The sequence below is a fragment of the Pseudomonas sp. 1121_17 genome, from assembly GCF_052850745.1.
The window spans coordinates 390264-406360 of record NZ_VXCX01000002.1; the positions used below are offsets into that span (position 1 = coordinate 390264).

Sequence of the window (16097 nt, forward strand, 5' to 3'; positions counted from 1 at the left end):
CCGCCAAGGCGCGAGCTTCCCTTCTTGAATTCCTGCCTTAGTGCTTCTTCTCGATATCGCGCGGCGGAACTGCTGGGCCCTGTGGGTCTACCTGCGGATCGTCCAGGTCTGGCGAGTCCGGATCAAAACCCAGGTCGTTATTTTCAGTGGCCTCATCTGAAGAGTGCGGGCCCCTATTCGGGTGCTCGTGCTCGTGGCTTTTCTCGTTGGACATGCGCAGATCTCCCATGAATGTCTATGGAAGAACCCTGCACAGCGGTAAAGTTTGATTTATTAATCCGCGCCCACATCACCGCGCTGCAAACTGGCCAGAGCATCGCTGCGGCTGACCAGCTCTGCCTTTAGAAAATCGAGCTGGCGGGCCTGCTCGGCGCAAAGTTCGCGCTTCTGCTCCAGTTGCTGCGTCTGCCCTTCCAGCTGGCGACGCACTTCATCACTGGCCCCCTGCGCCTGTGCCAGAATCGTGCGCAAACCCTGCACTTGGGCGTCGCGCTGCTCCAACTGATCATTGATGACCTTGAGTTCAGCGGCGGCCTGGCGAGCCTCGGCCTGCAGCCGCTCGTTGTCGCGATGCAGGCGAGTGGCCTCCTCCTGCCTGACGATCAAGCTCTGCTGCAACTGGCGCAGCTCTACCTGCAACTGCTGTACCTGCCCCTCGTGCCGGCGCTGCTCCTGCTCACGCTGCTCGCGGCTGGCGGTGCGGTAGTGTTCAAGTGCGTCGCGAGCGTGGCGATGCTTGTCCTCAAGCGAAGTGATCTGCTCATCCTTATCGGCCAGGCGCAGCTGCTGCTCGCCAAGCGCCTGATTGAGGCTGGCGCTGCGCAACTGTTCGGTTTGCAACGTGCTCTGGGTGGACGCGAGCTTTTCCGACTCGGCCTGCAGGGCATTGGTCTGAATCTGGATTTGCTGCTGCGCCGCAGCGAGTGCCTGCTGGGCGATGCTCAGCTGAGCCTGGAGCTGATCACGCTGCTCGGTGAACTCGCTTTCAGCTGCTTCGATGCGCGCATCGCTCTCCTCTCGCAACTGATCCGCCAGTTGTTCGACGAGCCGCGCCAAAGGCTCACTCAGGTTACCGGCAGCCAATTGGGTCGCCGCAGGATGCTGGCTCTCAAGTTCCTTCAAGTAACGGTGAATGGTGGTCTTGGAGCCGGTATTACCCATTTCGATACGTACCGCATCAATGCTCGGGCGCTCGCCACGGGCAATCAAGGCCTGCCGCGCCTGCTGCACTACTGCCTTGTTGATTCCGCCCCGGGCCATGTCTGCTCCTACGATTTCGTAATGTGGTACGTACTATGTAATTACATATTGATTATGTGCCCGCCGACGGGCTTTAACAAGCCGTTGCTAACGTTCAATAATCACGGCTTATCGCATGTGATGGCATTTAATCTGCGCTGCTCAGTGAGTGGACACAGCCGAGCTGTACAAACAGTCGAAATCGCAGTCTTGCAGGGTGTACAGCCGTGAGTAGCAAATCGCCACTAGTCATAAGGTTGTCATTCAACTGTCGTATTTTCAGGGGACTACTCAAGGCCGGGAAACGAACAGCAGTGATCCGCCTAACCCCCTCCTCTGCAAAGCTCCTGCCGCTGCTTCTACTGATGCTGTGCGCAGTCACTCTCACCTTTCTCTGGGGGCTGCATGCAACCCAGAAGAATGCTGCGCACCAAGAGGCGCTTGCGGCCAAGGCCGCCGAACATCTGAACCTGGCCAGCGTTGTCGCACAGAGCCTGCGCCAGTTGGTTGATCGTGCTCAGGCTGTGGGTCGCAGCACTCTGCAAGACGTGACGAAGCCGGCTCAGGATCGCCTCAGCCTGGTGAAGATCCTGGCCGCAGACCCGCTGCTCAAACGCATGAGCCTTTACGACAGCAACGGCGCACGGGTCTTTTCCAGTGATGCTGACGAACCGCAACGCCTGCCCAGTGAGTGGCTCGACCAACTGAAAATCCATGTGGCGCGCTACGGCTTCAAACCCTTCCTGGCACAAGCGCTGCCCAATGCCAGCGACACGTCGGAGCGACCCGTGCCGTTTCTAGTGCCCCTGTCCAACCTGCCTGGGCGCCAGATCGACAGCGTACTGTTGGTGCATCTGGACATCGGCTACCTCGCGCTGCTGTTCCAGCACATCGATCTGGGCGCCAGTGGCTTCATGCGCTTGCTGCAGGATGACGGCCAGGAGCGCCTGCGTATCGATGGCAGCGGCGTGGTGGTGACCGGCGAGGCGCTGCTACCGGTGCCGCCAGACACTGGCGCAGACGCCGGCAGCCTCACTCAATTCGCCGCGGATGGCACCTATCAGAGCTTGTATCGGCGAGCCGCAGATCGTGGTTTCAGCGTTGTCGTCAGTCAACGCCACGAAGAAATCCTCAAACCGAGCACAGCCAACTTCGCCCGCCAGTTCTGGCTGAACCTGTGCATGACCATCATGATCCTCGCCAGCCTGGCCTGGAGCCTGCGTTTACTGAGCAAGCGCCAGGAGGCGTTCAGCGCCCTGGAGCAGGCGCAGCAGGTCAACCAAGAACTGATCGAGCGCCTCGAAGAGGCCCATCGGCGCAGCAGCCACGCAGCGGCAACCGATCACCTCAGCGGCCTGCATAACCGTCGCCAGTTCGTCGAAGTAGCCAGCAAGACGCTGACCCGCCAGCGCGGCAAGCGCCGCTTGATGGCGATCCTGTTCATTGACATGGACCGCTTCAAGTCAATCAACGACTCGCTCGGCCACCGCATCGGCGACCTGCTGTTGCAGGCCGTCGCCGGGCGCATTCAGCGCATGCTGGAAGACGGCGACGAGGCTTCGCGCTTCGGCGGTGACGAGTTCGTTGTGCTGCTCGCTGGCGAGCGCAGTGAAGACCAGCTGGACAACTGGGTGCGCGCTCTGGTCGAAAAGCTTTCGGCCACCTACGCGCTGGATGGCCAGGAGGTCAATACCAGCCCCAGCGTCGGCGTCAGCATCTGCCCGCGCGACGGCCAGGACATCGACGCACTGATCCGTAACGCCGACGCCGCCATGTACTCGGCCAAGCAGGCCGGGCGCGCTCAGTATCGCTTTTTCGACCCGTCGCTGAACGTCAGCGACCTTCACGCGTTCAACCTTGAGCAGGCGTTTGGCAGTGCCCTGGCCGAGCGTCAGTTCGTTTTGCATTTCCAGCCGCAGATCCGGCTCGACAACCTGCAGGTGGTGGGTTACGAGGCCCTGGTGCGCTGGGATCACCCGGAGTTCGGCCTGCTCTACCCTGACCGCTTCATCGGCCTCGCCGAGCGCAGCGGCTTCATCGTCGCGCTGGGTTGGGAGGTGCTGCGCATGGCCTGTGAGGAACTGGCCAGCTGGACCGCACGCGATCCGCACACACGGATCGCCGTCAACGTCTCGGCGCTGCAGCTGCGCCAGGCCGATTTCAGCGAACGATTGTTGAATGAGCTGGACCAGCTCGGCATCGCTGCGCAGCGCCTGGAACTGGAGATTACCGAGACCACCGTGCTCGATCCGGAAGGCACTGCGGTCGATCACCTGCAGCGCCTGCGCGCCGCGGGTATCGGCATCAGCCTGGACGACTTCGGCAGTGGTTACGCCGGCTTCGCCCATCTGCACGCGCTGCCCCTGAGCAAGTTGAAGATTGACCGGGCACTGATCGCGCCGCTATGCAACAGCTACGATGACAGCCCGATCGTGTCCTCGACCATCATCCTGGCCAAACGCCTGGGCCTGGAGGTAGTTGCCGAGGGCGTCGAAACCCGCGAACAGGTGGTCTGCCTGAAGCTCGCCGGCTGCGACATCGCCCAGGGCTACCACTTCAGTCGGCCGTTATCGCCTACGCAACTTCACGAGTATGCGCCCTTCAAGGCCATCGAAGAGCAGCTCTGCCTGGAGCACTGAGGCTGTACTGACGCTTGACCAGCCCCCACGTTGGTCAGCAGCCTGCGGCTGGTTTATTGTGTGGGCTTCTGTTCACCACAATCCTGCCCCCATGACCGACATCGAGCGCTACGTCCGCGCCGCCACGCGTGACAATACCCGGCGCAGTTACCAGGCCGCCGTCGAGCATTTCGAGGTGCGCTGGGGCGGTTTTCTGCCGGCCACCGCCGACAGTATCGCCCGCTACCTGGTCGAGCACGCTGAACAGCACGCGGTCAGTACGCTGCGCCTACGCCTGGCGGCCCTGAGCCAATGGCATATCAGTCAGGGCTTTCCCGATCCGACCAAGGCACCCTTGGTGCGGCAGGTCCTGCGCGGCATACGCACCTTGCACCCGGCGCCGGCCAAACAGGCCGCGCCGCTGTTGCTGCAACATCTGCAGACCGCCGTCGCACGCCTTGAACAAGAAGCGCAGCTGGCGCGTGAACGAAATGACATGCCCGGCTTGTTACGTGCGCGCCGGGATGCGGCCTTGCTACTGCTCGGTTTTTGGCGTGGCTTGCGCGGCGATGAGCTGGCACGCCTGCGCGTCGAGCATATTCAGGCCCAGGCCGGTGTCGGCCTTACCCTGTACCTGCCGCGCAGCAAAGGCGACCGCGAGGCACTTGGCGTACAGCACCGCACCCCGGCGCTGAAAGCGTTGTGCCCGGTGACGGCGTACCTGCAATGGCTGGAAGTGGCGGGCATTGCCCATGGCCCGGTGTTTCGCAAGCTCGATCGCTGGGGCAACCTGGGCCAGGCGCCACTGAACAGCAACAGCCTGATTGCCGTGCTGCGTGGCATGCTCGAACGCACCGGGGTGCCCGCCTCACTGTATAGCGGCCACTCATTGCGACGCGGTTTCGCCACCTGGGCCACAGCCAATGGCTGGGAGTTGAAGTCGTTGATGAGTTATATCGGCTGGAAGGACGCCAAATCCGCGCTGCGCTACATCGATGCAGCGCAGCGCTTTGGCGATCTGGCAGTCCTGCCCATTGCTCAGGAGCGCTTGCTCATTCCTTGAACGGATGGCGGGCAATCCCCGCCACTTCCGGGCGGATCATGTACAGGTCACCTGCATCCGGATAGTCGAGCAGCTGCGCCGGGGTCATGCCAAAGCGGGCGGTGGTGATGTACAGCGTGTCCAGCTCCGGGCCGCCAAAGCAGCAGCTGGTCGGCCGCGGCACCGGCATTACCACCTGGTCGCTGAGGTGACCGTGGCGGTCATAACGCAGCAGGCAGCTGCCGTTGAACTGGCACACCCAGATGCCGCCTTCCTTATCTAGCGCAATGCCATCCGGGCGACCCAGCTCGGCCGGGGTTTCGGCAAACAGGCTGATCTCGCCCAGCACGCCACCGGCGAGATAATCAGCACGGTAGATCGAACGCCCCACCGAATCGACGAAGAATAGCGTCTGGCCGTCTTGCGACCACGCCAAACCGTTGGGCAAGGACATCTCGCGATGGATCACTTCGGCATGCATTTCGTGATCGAAGCGGTACAGTGCGCCGGTCTTGCCGCTCGGGCCTTCGTCCATCAAACCGGTTACAAAATAGCCTTGGGGATCACAGGCGCCGTCGTTGAAGCGGTAGCTGGAGCGGTGATGCACGGGCGCCGAATACTGACGCACCTTGCCTTCGCCAAGGTCCAGCAGCGCAGCACTGGCATCCTCGGTGAAGATCAGATTGCCTTGGTCGGTCAAGGCCAGAGCGCCAATTTTCGCAGCGGATTCGTAAACCCGTTCGACATCGCCCTGCGGCGTCAGCCGGTTGATGCGGCCGCCGGAAATATCGACGAAATAGAGTAAGCCGCTGTGCGCATCCCAGACCGGGCTTTCACCAAGGTCGGCACGGGTACGGGCGACTTTGACTGGCGCGTAATGGCATTCCTTGATGCGACTCCAGCGCTCGGCGACTTCGCTGAGGCTGGCGGCTTCTACCCGGGCCAGATCGCGAGGATAGCTGACGCCGCTGTTCTCGCAGAAGCGTGTAGCGGTGAACTGGCCGTTGCTGGCGCGCAGGATGTAGCCGGTGTCGCGGCACAGTTCACTGGCCAGGTAGAGCAGGCCTGGGGTCACCCATCCAGGTTTGAGGTCCTCACTGGGCTGGCTCACTCCCCACATGCGGGTCTTGGCCACAGGCGAAATCGCATTGACCAGGATGCCGTGGGCCAGGCCTTCCATGCTCAGCGCATTCATGATCCCGACCTGGGCCATCTTGCCTGCGGCATAAGCCACTAGCCCAGGCTGGGCATAGCGCTGGTACATAGCGCGATCAGAGGTGGTCAGGACCACCCGCGGCGCCGCCGAGCGCTTGAGGTGCTTCCAGGCGTGCTTGGCCAGCCACACCGGCGCATGCACGCTGATGCCCAGCGCACGCTCGAGAAATGCCTCCTCTTGCTCTTCGATGTCCTGATAGCCGACCCAGCCGGCGTTGTGAATCAGGATGTCGAGTTGGCCGAACTGCTCGATGGCAAGGTCGATCAACTGCTGGCAGCCGGCCTCATCGTCCAGGCGGCCAATGTGCGCAACCGCCTCGCCACCCTGGGCCTTGAGAGCCTGCAACGCTTCAGTTACCAGTGCCTGATCTTCGCCTTCGCCGGCGCGATCGGTGCCCAGGTCACTGATCACTACCCGTGCGCCCTGAGCCAGCAGTGCCTTGGCATAATCCAGGCCAAGCCCCTGGCCTGCACCGGTAATAATCGCGACTTTATTTGTGAATGGCATCGACGAATCCCCCCGATTCTCATCCACAAACGATAACAATAAAAAAATCAATGACTTAATACTAAAAGCATGCAACCTTGATATCTAATAGATATCACCGGGACCCTGCAAGCGGATGGCTCCGCCCGGCCGGGTTACTCATATAGATAGCGCCAGTACTGGCGTCCAGGCTTCTGCGCCGCCCAAGCACACATTATGATGGCGCGCTTGCAGAGGGCCTGCGAGCCCACGCCCCTGCACCCGTTCGCCTCGATGAAGGAAAGTAGAATGATCGAGACCCGTTTGCTCAGGCAGTTCATCGCCGTGGCTGAGGAGTTGCACTTTCACAAGGCAGCTATTCGTCTGCACATGGCGCAGCCGCCTTTGAGCCAAGCGATCAACCGCCTCGAGGACAAACTCGGCTTCAGCCTGTTTCTGCGCAACAAGCGTGGGGTCAAGCTGACCGCCGCTGGCATGGCATTTCTGGAAACCGCTTATCGCACCCTCAAGGAACTCGAGCAAGGCATCGAGTACGCCCGCAATGTCTCCGAGGGCGTGTGCGGCAAGCTGACCATCACGGCCATTTCGATTGCCTACTACGAGTCGCTGCTGAACTCGCTGCGGCGCTTTCGCGAAAGCTACCCGAACGTGCGCCTGACCATCCGTGAAATGCCGTCGGCGTCCCAGGCCGCCGCCTTGTTGGCCGGCGAAGCCGACATCGCCTTCATGCGCAAGCTGCCACTGCCGCCAGATATCATCGAATCACGCCTGATTCTCAATGAACAGATCGTGATGGCCTTGCCGGCCCATCACGAAAAGGCTCGCCACGCCAACGTCGACCTGCGCGAATTCGCCGAAGAAGACTTCGTATTCACCCCGCAGGCATTGGGTAATGGCTACTACAGCCAGCTGATGGCGCTGTGCGAGTCGGCAGGCTTCTATCCCAAGGTGGTACAGGAAGCGTCGCAGATCCACACCTTGATCGGCTTGGTGGCCTGTGGCTTCGGTGTGGCCCTGGTGCCTGAATCGATCGCCAACTCGACGCTGCGTGATCGGGTCCTGTTCCGCCCGATCAAGCCCATTGGCGATCAGCCCAACGCCAGCATGGGCCTGTACATGAACTGGAACAACCAGAACGCCTCGCCGGCGCTGGGCAGTTTCATTTCGATGCTCGACCTCGGCGCACCCAAGCGCTTCAGCGACACCCTCCTCGACCTCGCGGCCCAGGAAAGCATCCTCAAACGCGACCTACACCGATAGCTGGTTGTGCCGCAGCCAGGTATCCAGCGCCAGTGCTGTTTCCAGGTTGTTACGGCGCAGCTGCGAGTTGAAATAGCCCTCGGCGTGATCCAGTTGCGTGTTCAGCTGAGCTCGATCGATGACCGCGAACGCCGGGCTGTCGGCCGTCGCCAGCAGCTGCCGGGTACGCTCGCGCAGAAAGCGCTCGTAGGCCAGGTTTGCCGAGGTCGGATAAGGGCTTTTCTTGCGCGCCAGCACGGCGGGTGGCAGTAGATCAGCCGTCGCCTGTTTGAGCAGCCACTTTTCCTCGCCTCCTCTACCTTTTATCGACCACGGCACGTTGTGCACGTACTCGACCAGCTCATGATCGGTATACGGCACACGCACCTCGAGGCTGGCGGCCATGCTCAAGCGGTCCTTGCGGTCGAGCAGGATCGGCAGCCAGTGGTGCAGGTGCAGGTGGCTGATCTCGCGCATGCGCCGCTCGACAGCGTCGTCGCCCGGCAGATGCTGCACTTGATCCAGTGCCTGGTGATAGGCGCTGTCCTGATAGCCGGCAAAATCGCAGTGGCGGTTGAAGTCCGGGTTTATCAGTTCTGCCTGCAGCAGTTGCATCCGTGACAACCAAGGCATCCGCGCCGCAGCGATGGCCTGCGGATCGCGACACCAGGCATAACCGCCAAACACCTCGTCCGCGGCCTCGCCTGAGATCGCCACCGTCGAGTGGCCACGGATGGCTTTGAACAGCAGATACAGCGAGGTATCGACATCGCCAAAGGTCGCCGCTGAATCATTGGCCAGGTACACCGCCTGCCTGGCTTGATCGGCAACCAGCTCGCGGTTGTCGATCAGGATGGTCTGGTGCTGGCTGCCGATATGCGCGGCGGCGGCCAGGGCATACGGCTCGTCGCGCTCCGGGCGGAAGGCATCGGCCTGGAACTGCTCGGCCTGGCCGACAAAATCCACCGAGAACGAATTGACCGTACCGCCCTGTTCGGCTTGCAACTTGCGCTGGGCCATCGCTGTGAGAATGGTCGAGTCAAGCCCGCCGGACAGCAACGAGCATACCGGTACGTCGGCATACAGCTGCTCGCCCAGCGCTTTACCCAACAGTTCGCGGGTGCGCTCAATGGTGCTTTGCAGGTCGTCTTGATGCTCACGTCGTTGTAACTGCCAATAGCGCTTGAGCTTGACCTGGCCGTTCGGCCGCCACGATAGCCGATGCCCCGGTGGCAGCTCACGAATGCCGCGCAGCGCCGTGCGCGAGCTGCCCCGCGACAAGCTCAGGGCATCGACCAGCCCCACCACGTCGAGCCGTTTGCTGAAATCCGGATGGGCCAGAATCGCCTTGATCTCCGAGCCGAACAGCAGGCCCTGGCCATGTTCGGCGTAGTACAGCGGCTTGACCCCGAGGCGATCGCGTACCAGCAGGAAGTGCCCGTCCCGCTCGTCGAACACGGCAAAGGCGAACATCCCCGACAGCTGCTCGCTGCAATGCTCACCCCATTCCAGGTACGCATGCAGCACCACTTCGGTGTCGCTGCGGGTCTGGAACTGATGCCCGGCCAGACGCAGCCGCTCGCGCAATTCGTTGTGGTTGTAGACCTCGCCGGTATACACCAGCGCCACTTGCTGGCCATTGCCGAAGCGGTAAATCATCGGTTGTACGCCGCCAGCAAGGTCGATGATCGCCAACCGCCGGTGGCCGAGCAAGGCATGCCGGTGGCGCCAGCTTCCGCTGGCGTCCGGGCCGCGCAGGGCCAGGGTGGCGGTCATTGCCGCCAGCAGCGGCGCGTGTTGCTCCAGGTCGCGACTGAAGTCGACCCAGCCTGTAATTCCACACATGGTTGCCGCTCCTTATTGACCAGCCTCAGCGGCCGGCACCCGCCCGACCAGCGCTTGCAGGCGCTTGGCAATGTCCAGCAACTGCCGCTCGCTGTCGCGTCGGCCCATGATCTGCACCGACAGCGCCGCCTTGCCATCCGGGCTCAGGCAGATCGGCACGGTGATGGCCGGAAGGCCGCTGAAGCTGGCCAGCGGGGTGAAGCTGATTTTCTGTGAGTAGTCGCCGTCGGCAGGTGATGGGATGGTCGAGTCGCCGGGCTGCGGATCACGCCGGTCGAACGGCCGATTGGGGTCCATCGGGAATACCACGAAGTCCACCTGGGCGTTGTCGAACCAGCTGTCGATACCCGCTCGAACGCTGTCCATACGTTGCTGGATGGCGTTGTACTCTTCCTCGCTGACACCGGCACCGACGGCCAGTGCGCTCTGCGTCGACCAGTGCAGTTCGCAGTCGAACACCTGCTGCCACGCCGCAGAGGCTAGCCACGCATCACGGGCGCAGAGTTGCCAGGCGTCGCCGCGGCACGCCCACAGTTCAGGCATGTCGACATCACTGTCGGCCATTTCAAGCTGCACCACGGCGCTGCGCGCCTGAGCAAGCATGGCGAGCATCTGCGCGCTGGTCAGGCCCGGTTCCTGCATATGGCTGAGGAAACCGACCCGGTACTGCTGCTTGAGCGGCAGCTGCTCGCCGAGCAGACCATCGATGCCAAGCATCGGTAGCAGCAGGTCGAGGTCATCGGCGCTGCGCGCGACCCAGCCAAGGGCGTCCATGCGCGGAGACAGGGGGAATACGCCGGCCAGATTCCCGGCCTTGTGCGTCATGCGCAAGCCGACCATGCCGCAGTGCGACGCAGGCCAGCGGACCGAGCCGAGCACATCGGTGCCCAGCGAGATATCACACAGCCCCGCCGCCACCGACACCGCCGAACCGGTGCTCGAACCCGAAGGGTCGATGCTCGGGTAAAGCGGGTTGCGACAACCGCCACCAAAGGCGATGTTCAGTTCTGTGGTGGTCACCTTGCAGGTCAAGGCCACCCGTGGGTCCAGCCAGGTCAATGCTTCGGCGCTGCGCGCTGGGTAGTGGCGGTAGCTACGCAGGCCCAGTCGGGTCGGCAAACCCGCAACGTCAACGGTGTCCTTGACGCCCAGGCGGAACCATGGCGCCTCGGCCGGGCGGGTGCTGATCAGGCAACGGTAGTGGCCGTCGGCATGCACCGCCCATTGCTCATACTGCCCTGCCCAATCGGCCGCCAGTGCTGGGTTGGCCTGCAGTTGCGCATAGCGCTCACGCAGGGTCAGGGCCAGGTAATTCGGCACCTGTTGGCCAACTGCTGCGGGACCGCAGTTGGCCAGGTAGGCGTCGATAGCATTTTCGGTTTTAACGTATGACATCGGTGTATTCCTTGACAGTTGATGCCGCCGCCCAGGCTTGTGGCTTGCCTGTGGCAGACAGCGGTAAGTGATCAACGTGATGGATATGCAGCGGCCGCGGCGTGCCGGGCGTGAGGTGAGAAAACGCAGCCAGTACAGCCCCGCTGCTGACTGACGAATCGCCCAGCACTATGGTGTAGGCCTCGCCACGCAAACCGTCGCGTAGCGGCACACAGGCCAGGCTTGCGCAGCCCAGCAGCATGCCCAGTTCGGCGCCTAGCCGGGCCAGGTCGAGGCGAACGCCATTGACCTTGATCAGGCTGCTGACCCGGCCCAGCCACTGCACCCGGCGCGGGTCGAGCACCTGCACCAGGTCGTCACAACGGTGGCTTGGCGCTGCGCAGGCCTGGCCCTGCTCACGGGCAATGCGTGGGCTGGCAATTTCCAGGGGCGCGGGCTGGCCTGCGGGCGTCAGTAGCTGAACGTCGTCAAGCAAAGTCCACGGCTGCTCCGGCGTGCTACTGGCATCCAGTTCGCGGACGGCAATCGCGCCGGTTTCGGTCGAGCCGAGCACCTCGATGAAACGCACCTGCGCACCGGCAAACTGCTGGACCACAGCCAGTGCGCCGGGTGGCAACATTGATGCGCTGTGCATGACCAACAGCGGGCGCTGGCCAGCCAGGCGCTTGAGCAGTGCTGGCAGCAGCTTCCAGGTACTGGCGATGGCCAGGATCACGCACTGGCCGTTTCCAGCCAGCATTGGCAGTTGCTGTTGTTCGAACGAGCACAGCTGTAGCGCCGCCCCATTTACGCGCGCACCGGTTTCGCCGAGGATCTGCCCGTAGCTGTGGCTGACCGGGGCAAAGCTGATGATCTCGCTGACCTCCGGCGCCCAGCGCTGATAGATCAGCCGCGCCTCCTGCTCCATCTGCGCGCAGCTGCGCAGCCACTGGCGCGGCGCGCCGCTGGAGCCGGAGGTATGGAACATCTGCTCGGCGCTCACTCGGCGGCCTGCAGGGTGAGCTGGTCTTCGACCTTCTGCGCAACGAAGCGCTGCATCTTGTCCAGGGTCTCGAACCAGAAACGCACATCGTCGCTGAGGTAGTCCACCTCGATGCTGAAGCGGTCCTCGACGGCAGTAATCACCTCGACTGCCATCAGGCTGTCGAAGCGCTCACCGAGAAAGTCGCGAAAGCTGGCCTGGCTGTCGATGCCGAGGACCTCGGGGCCGAGCAATTGCGCAAGCGTCTGGCGGATCTGGAGTTCGATGGAGGGGGTATTCACGAGCCGGTGCTTCCTTGTTGAGTGCTTGCGTTGATCAGTGCCGCGCCCGCGCTGTAGAACACCTGTTCAGGCGCGATCGGGTCAAATAGCAGATAGATGAAAGCTGTGCTGTAGCGGCTGCGCAGCCCCGCGTACAGGCCGTCGGCCAGGGTCTGCTGCGCGAGCATGTCGCGCTCGCTGGAGAGCGTGATGCGCACATGAAACTGCGCAGGCTGGCCGTCACGGTCCTGGCTGGGCAAAGGCATGCCGGCGCTGAACACGCAGTCCAGCGGCAGCGGCGCGAAGAACACCATGCAATGCGCGGGGTCGGCGCCCAGGCTCTTGAGAACGCGGGTAAAACCCAGCGCAATGCGCTTGCGCTCGATCAGCGGCAGCGGCGCGCAGGCGACGGTAATGGTCGGCATGCTTGGTGTCCTTATGACAGTTGCAGGTTGGGCAAATGGCGGCGGCGGCCGTCGACGAATGCCTGCAGCAGACGGCCCAGGCAGGCTGACAGCGCATCGCTGCCCTCCAGATACAGCGGCGACCAGGCAAAGCCTTGCGCGGTGCTGACCTTGTCGAGGAAGAAGCGCAGGTGAGCGATGTCCACCGGCAGCTCGAATGCCAACGCCATGGCCACCGCCTGATAGGTGCTGAGCAGGTCGGGGATACGTTGACCGTGATTGGCGAAGCCACCCTGACGAACCTTGTGCGCCGCCAGCAGCGCAGTCGCGGCCTGCTGCACGGGATGGCCGAGATAGGCAAGACAACTGAGCGCCTGCAAACCGGCCCGCAGCGATGACGCGCCTCGCGGATAGGCGCTGTAGGTCAGACGCCCGCTGTCTTCATGCTGGCAGCTGCCGACGAACCGCTGCAGGCCATCCAGCGCCACGCAGCTGCTGTCTCCCAGCGACTGCAGGATGGCCACCGCGGCGGCGGTCGAGACCATGTCCGAGCCGCGTCCTTCCCAGAAGCCAAAGCCGCCATCCGGGTTTTGCAGCGAGGCCAGCCATTCGCCGATTGCCTGACGGGCCTGTGGCTGCTCGGCAAACGCCCCGGCTGCCAGTCCCCAGGCCGTGCAGCGCACCTCGGCACCGCGCCCGGGCATGTACATGATCCCGGCCTCGTTGGGCATCTGGCAGCCTTCGATCCAGCGCAACGCCGCAGCACGCTGGCCGCCGTCGAGGGTGCCGCCGAGGATCCCGGCGGCGCTGGTCAGCACATCCGCCGCCGTGCTCGCTTCGCGGTAGGTGTAGCCGCCACCCGGTGTGGCCAGGCTGGCGATATAGTCAGCGACTTCATCGGCCAGCCAGGCGACTGGCTGCCCGAGTGCCTTGAGTGAGCCCACCGCGCAGAACACCGCCCAGACGTCCTCGCCGTCATAACCCTGCCAGCGGACAAAACCGCCTGCGCCGCTGCGGCGGGCAACGATCCAGTCGCTGCAACGCTGTGCGTCCAGTGGTAGTGCGTGCAACTCTGCCAGGCTTGCAGTTGCCCGGTAGGTTGCCCACAGGCACGCCGACTCGGCCGACGCGCTGAAGCGAAAGCCGCCGTCAGCCAGCTGCTGCGCCTGCAACCAGGCGATCAAACGCGTGCGGTCCCACGCTGGCGCCGGCAGCCCGGCTCGTTGCAGTGCGCGGGCGGCCATCACGCCATAAAAGCAGGCGCGCGTATCGGCGACATCGCGCTCGGCAAACTCAGCCGACCAGCTCAGGCCACCATTGGCGCATTGCAGACCCTCAAGCCAGCGGTACAGCGGTTCACGCTGCTGGACCTCGCCTTGGCAGACTTCGAGCAACGTGCGCAAGGCGTAGTGCGTTGCCCAGGCATCTGCCGTCTGACCCGGGCACATAGCGTAGGCGTCGCCGTCGAACAAGGTGTGCAGCCATGCGGCAGTGGCGTCTGTGTCGCTGACTGGCGCCGCCAGATCCTTGAGGGTTTCGGTGCAATAGAACGTGGCCCAGGCATCGGACGGCATACCTTTGCTCCAGGCATAGCCGCCATCACGGTTGCGCCGTGACTGGATATACGCCTGCAGCTGCGGCACATCGGCACTGCCCAGGCGCTCGACCCAGGCCAGGCTGCGGATCGCAGCGTAGGTGCACCAGAGGTCAGCCTGATGATTGGCCAGGCCCTGCCCTTGCGGAAACTTCGGCAACAAGGCGCTCATTGCGCACCGCCGACAAAGCGCAGATTGGTTTTTTTCCAGCTCTTTTGCGAGGCGCCGCTCTTGCTCAACACCGACAGGTTGTTGATGAACAGGATGCGGCTCCAGCGCAGGCGCATGTGAGCTTGCGAATGGGCCTGCAGGCGCGCCTCGATCGCCGCCTCCTGACCAGTGTCCCAGAGCACATCGCGCTCCAGGATCAGCGCGGCGCTGTCCTTGTCGCGGTCGACTTCGATCATGTAACCCGTGGCGTCGCAGTTGCCGTAAACAACTTCCTCGACGGCGCGAATATCCAACGCCACGCCGCCGACTACCACGGCATCGTTGTCACGGCCGTTGATCAGCAGGCTTGGGCTGAGCTGGCCGGCCTCGCAGGCGCCGCTGATGGTCACGCTGTCACCGGTATCCAGGCGCAGCAACGGCCGCGCATACAGGTTCAGCGGCGTTACCACCAGACGCCCGCTGAGACCTTGCGCCAGCGGCACCAGTTGACCGTCCTCCAGCAGCAGTTCGAAGTAGTTGGTGGTGCAGGCCAGACGCATCTGTTGATCTTCGCCAATTGTCGCCAGGGTGCCGGTCTCGGTACTGCCGTAACTGGCATCGAATACCTCGCACTGCCACCAGCGCGCCAGGCGCTGGCGGAACGGCTGGGTGTTGACCTCGCCCAGCAGCATGATCGTCTGCACCGACAGGGCGAAGCCGTCGAGCATCTCCCGCTGTTTAAGGTAGCGAGTCAGCTGGACCAGCACGCCAGGGGCAATGAACAGCACGCTCGGCTGGTAGGTGGCGAAGGTCTTGCATACCCGCTCCCAGTCGGTGATACCGGTGGTAAACGGGTACAGGCGCACGTGGGAGACGTCCAGATAGTCGCAGACGTTGGCAATCAGATCGCCGACCGGGACGATATCCGACGGCATAAGGTTGGCGACCCTGGAGCCTGGTCTGAGTACCGCGCGCCACTGGCTGGCGACGCTGATGGCATTCCAGATGATGTCTTGCTTCAGGCGTGGAGTTGGCGTCGGTTCGCCGGTGGTGCCGGTGGTGGCGTAATAGCGCGCCGCATCACCCAGGCCGACCGTGCAAAAATCCAGCGGGGTGGCCTTGAGGCTAGCCTTGGGCGTGACCGGCAGCTGGGCGAAGGCTGTGCTGCTGAACGGGCCGATATCCGCGTAATAGCGGCTGTTGCGAGCTCGTTCCCAGGCGGCCTGCAATTTGCCGGTGTAAAAATTCTGACAAGGCATATTCCTGCCGAACTGGCGAAGCTCGCCCTCGGCTGCCGCTACGACTGAATGGTCGTTTTCCTTGTGAACCAACATCGCCCCGCCCTCTCGAATAAGTTGCGCCGAGAATTGGCGAGTGAAGACCTTGAGTAAAATACTTTTGGCGAAGCAGCGGTGATAGATCGAAAGTATTAGTAGCCCCTGAAATACAAGTTTAAGCCCCCGTCAGCGGCTGTGGTCTGCGCCACGCCCCGCGCGCTCTGGGGCAACTGCGCGTATCAGATTGAGACCTTTATTGTATTTCCCTTGAACTGTCGTCGCTGCGCACTATCGCCGCTCCTTGCAGCAGGTGCAGGGCGAACGACGACACTCAGGGAGCGACACCGAT

13 protein-coding genes and 1 pseudogene are annotated in these 16097 nt (G+C 63.0%); 3 read left to right on the forward strand and 11 right to left on the reverse strand.

The window, feature by feature from the left end; all coding sequences use genetic code 11:
• Nucleotides 1-37 precede the first annotated feature (37 nt).
• Entirely contained in the window at nucleotides 38-214 is a 177-nt protein-coding gene (locus FW789_RS06685; RefSeq protein WP_181003798.1) for a DUF6021 family protein, read from the reverse strand.
• A gap of 59 nt (nucleotides 215-273) precedes the next feature.
• Entirely contained in the window at nucleotides 274-1260 is a 987-nt protein-coding gene (locus FW789_RS06690) for a DNA-binding protein (RefSeq protein WP_103437332.1), read from the reverse strand.
• Between the two features lie 293 nt (nucleotides 1261-1553).
• Here FW789_RS06690 and FW789_RS06695 point away from each other — a divergent pair, with 293 nt between their 5' ends.
• Both FW789_RS06695 and FW789_RS06700 read left to right on the forward strand, forming a co-directional pair.
• Nucleotides 1554-3878, forward strand: coding sequence for a putative bifunctional diguanylate cyclase/phosphodiesterase (locus tag FW789_RS06695; protein ID WP_446431188.1), 2325 nt, complete (start codon nucleotides 1554-1556; stop codon nucleotides 3876-3878).
• 91 nt (nucleotides 3879-3969) lie between these two features.
• Nucleotides 3970-4920 (forward strand): site-specific integrase, encoded by a 951-nt coding sequence (locus FW789_RS06700; protein ID WP_446431189.1) that lies wholly within the window; start codon nucleotides 3970-3972, stop codon nucleotides 4918-4920.
• Here FW789_RS06700 and FW789_RS06705 read toward each other — a convergent pair.
• Nucleotides 4910-5962, reverse strand: a complete 1053-nt coding sequence (locus FW789_RS06705; RefSeq protein WP_446431241.1) for an SMP-30/gluconolactonase/LRE family protein — start codon at nucleotides 5960-5962, stop codon at nucleotides 4910-4912. The genes FW789_RS06700 and FW789_RS06705 overlap by 11 nt on opposite strands.
• 63 nt (nucleotides 5963-6025) lie before the next feature.
• Nucleotides 6026-6622 (reverse strand): annotated as a pseudogene (locus FW789_RS06710) (SDR family NAD(P)-dependent oxidoreductase); the annotation flags it as partial.
• A gap of 267 nt (nucleotides 6623-6889) precedes the next feature.
• On the opposite strand from FW789_RS06710, the gene FW789_RS06715 reads away from it, so the two are divergent.
• Nucleotides 6890-7861: a LysR substrate-binding domain-containing protein gene (locus FW789_RS06715; RefSeq protein ID WP_103437336.1), complete on the forward strand. Its 972-nt coding sequence runs from the start codon at nucleotides 6890-6892 to the stop codon at nucleotides 7859-7861.
• Here FW789_RS06715 and asnB read toward each other — a convergent pair.
• From asnB to FW789_RS06750, 7 genes are read right to left on the reverse strand one after another with little or no spacing between them, the layout of a single operon-like run.
• Complete coding sequence (gene asnB / locus FW789_RS06720; RefSeq protein WP_446431190.1) at nucleotides 7850-9685, reverse strand: asparagine synthase (glutamine-hydrolyzing); 1836 nt, start codon at nucleotides 9683-9685, stop codon at nucleotides 7850-7852. The two genes, FW789_RS06715 and asnB, sit on opposite strands and share 12 nt — an antisense overlap.
• A gap of 12 nt (nucleotides 9686-9697) precedes the next feature.
• Entirely contained in the window at nucleotides 9698-11080 is a 1383-nt protein-coding gene (locus FW789_RS06725) for an amidase family protein (RefSeq protein ID WP_446431191.1), read from the reverse strand.
• On the reverse strand, nucleotides 11067-12047 hold the full coding sequence (locus FW789_RS06730; RefSeq protein WP_446431192.1) for an AMP-binding protein: 981 nt from the start codon (nucleotides 12045-12047) through the stop codon (nucleotides 11067-11069). Before FW789_RS06730 ends, FW789_RS06725 begins: the two co-directional genes overlap by 14 nt.
• Nucleotides 12048-12058: 11 nt before the next feature.
• A complete protein-coding gene (locus tag FW789_RS06735; protein WP_103437340.1) occupies nucleotides 12059-12343 on the reverse strand; it encodes an acyl carrier protein in 285 nt (94 codons plus the stop codon).
• A complete protein-coding gene (locus tag FW789_RS06740) occupies nucleotides 12340-12747 on the reverse strand; it encodes a hypothetical protein (RefSeq protein WP_103437341.1) in 408 nt (135 codons plus the stop codon). Before FW789_RS06740 ends, FW789_RS06735 begins: the two co-directional genes overlap by 4 nt.
• An 11-nt stretch (nucleotides 12748-12758) precedes the next feature.
• Nucleotides 12759-14492 (reverse strand): prenyltransferase/squalene oxidase repeat-containing protein, encoded by a 1734-nt coding sequence (locus FW789_RS06745; protein WP_446431193.1) that lies wholly within the window; start codon nucleotides 14490-14492, stop codon nucleotides 12759-12761.
• Nucleotides 14489-15730 (reverse strand): phenylacetate--CoA ligase family protein, encoded by a 1242-nt coding sequence (locus FW789_RS06750; protein WP_411563110.1) that lies wholly within the window; start codon nucleotides 15728-15730, stop codon nucleotides 14489-14491. Before FW789_RS06750 ends, FW789_RS06745 begins: the two co-directional genes overlap by 4 nt.
• Between the last annotated feature and the right edge of the window lie 367 nt (nucleotides 15731-16097).

Coding starts and splice junctions, on each gene's coding strand:
- FW789_RS06685 (WP_181003798.1), bottom strand. CDS start 214: ATGTCCAACGAGAAAAGCCACGAGCACGAGCACCCGAATAGGGGCCCG.
- FW789_RS06740 (WP_103437341.1), bottom strand. CDS start 12,747: ATGCCGACCATTACCGTCGCCTGCGCGCCGCTGCCGCTGATCGAGCGC.
- FW789_RS06750 (WP_411563110.1), bottom strand. CDS start 15,730: ATGCCTTGTCAGAATTTTTACACCGGCAAATTGCAGGCCGCCTGGGAA.
- FW789_RS06690 (WP_103437332.1), bottom strand. CDS start 1,260: ATGGCCCGGGGCGGAATCAACAAGGCAGTAGTGCAGCAGGCGCGGCAG.
- FW789_RS06730 (WP_446431192.1), bottom strand. CDS start 12,047: ATGTTCCATACCTCCGGCTCCAGCGGCGCGCCGCGCCAGTGGCTGCGC.
- FW789_RS06715 (WP_103437336.1), top strand. CDS start 6,890: ATGATCGAGACCCGTTTGCTCAGGCAGTTCATCGCCGTGGCTGAGGAG.
- FW789_RS06700 (WP_446431189.1), top strand. CDS start 3,970: ATGACCGACATCGAGCGCTACGTCCGCGCCGCCACGCGTGACAATACC.
- FW789_RS06745 (WP_446431193.1), bottom strand. CDS start 14,492: ATGAGCGCCTTGTTGCCGAAGTTTCCGCAAGGGCAGGGCCTGGCCAAT.
- FW789_RS06725 (WP_446431191.1), bottom strand. CDS start 11,080: ATGTCATACGTTAAAACCGAAAATGCTATCGACGCCTACCTGGCCAAC.
- asnB (WP_446431190.1), bottom strand. CDS start 9,685: ATGTGTGGAATTACAGGCTGGGTCGACTTCAGTCGCGACCTGGAGCAA.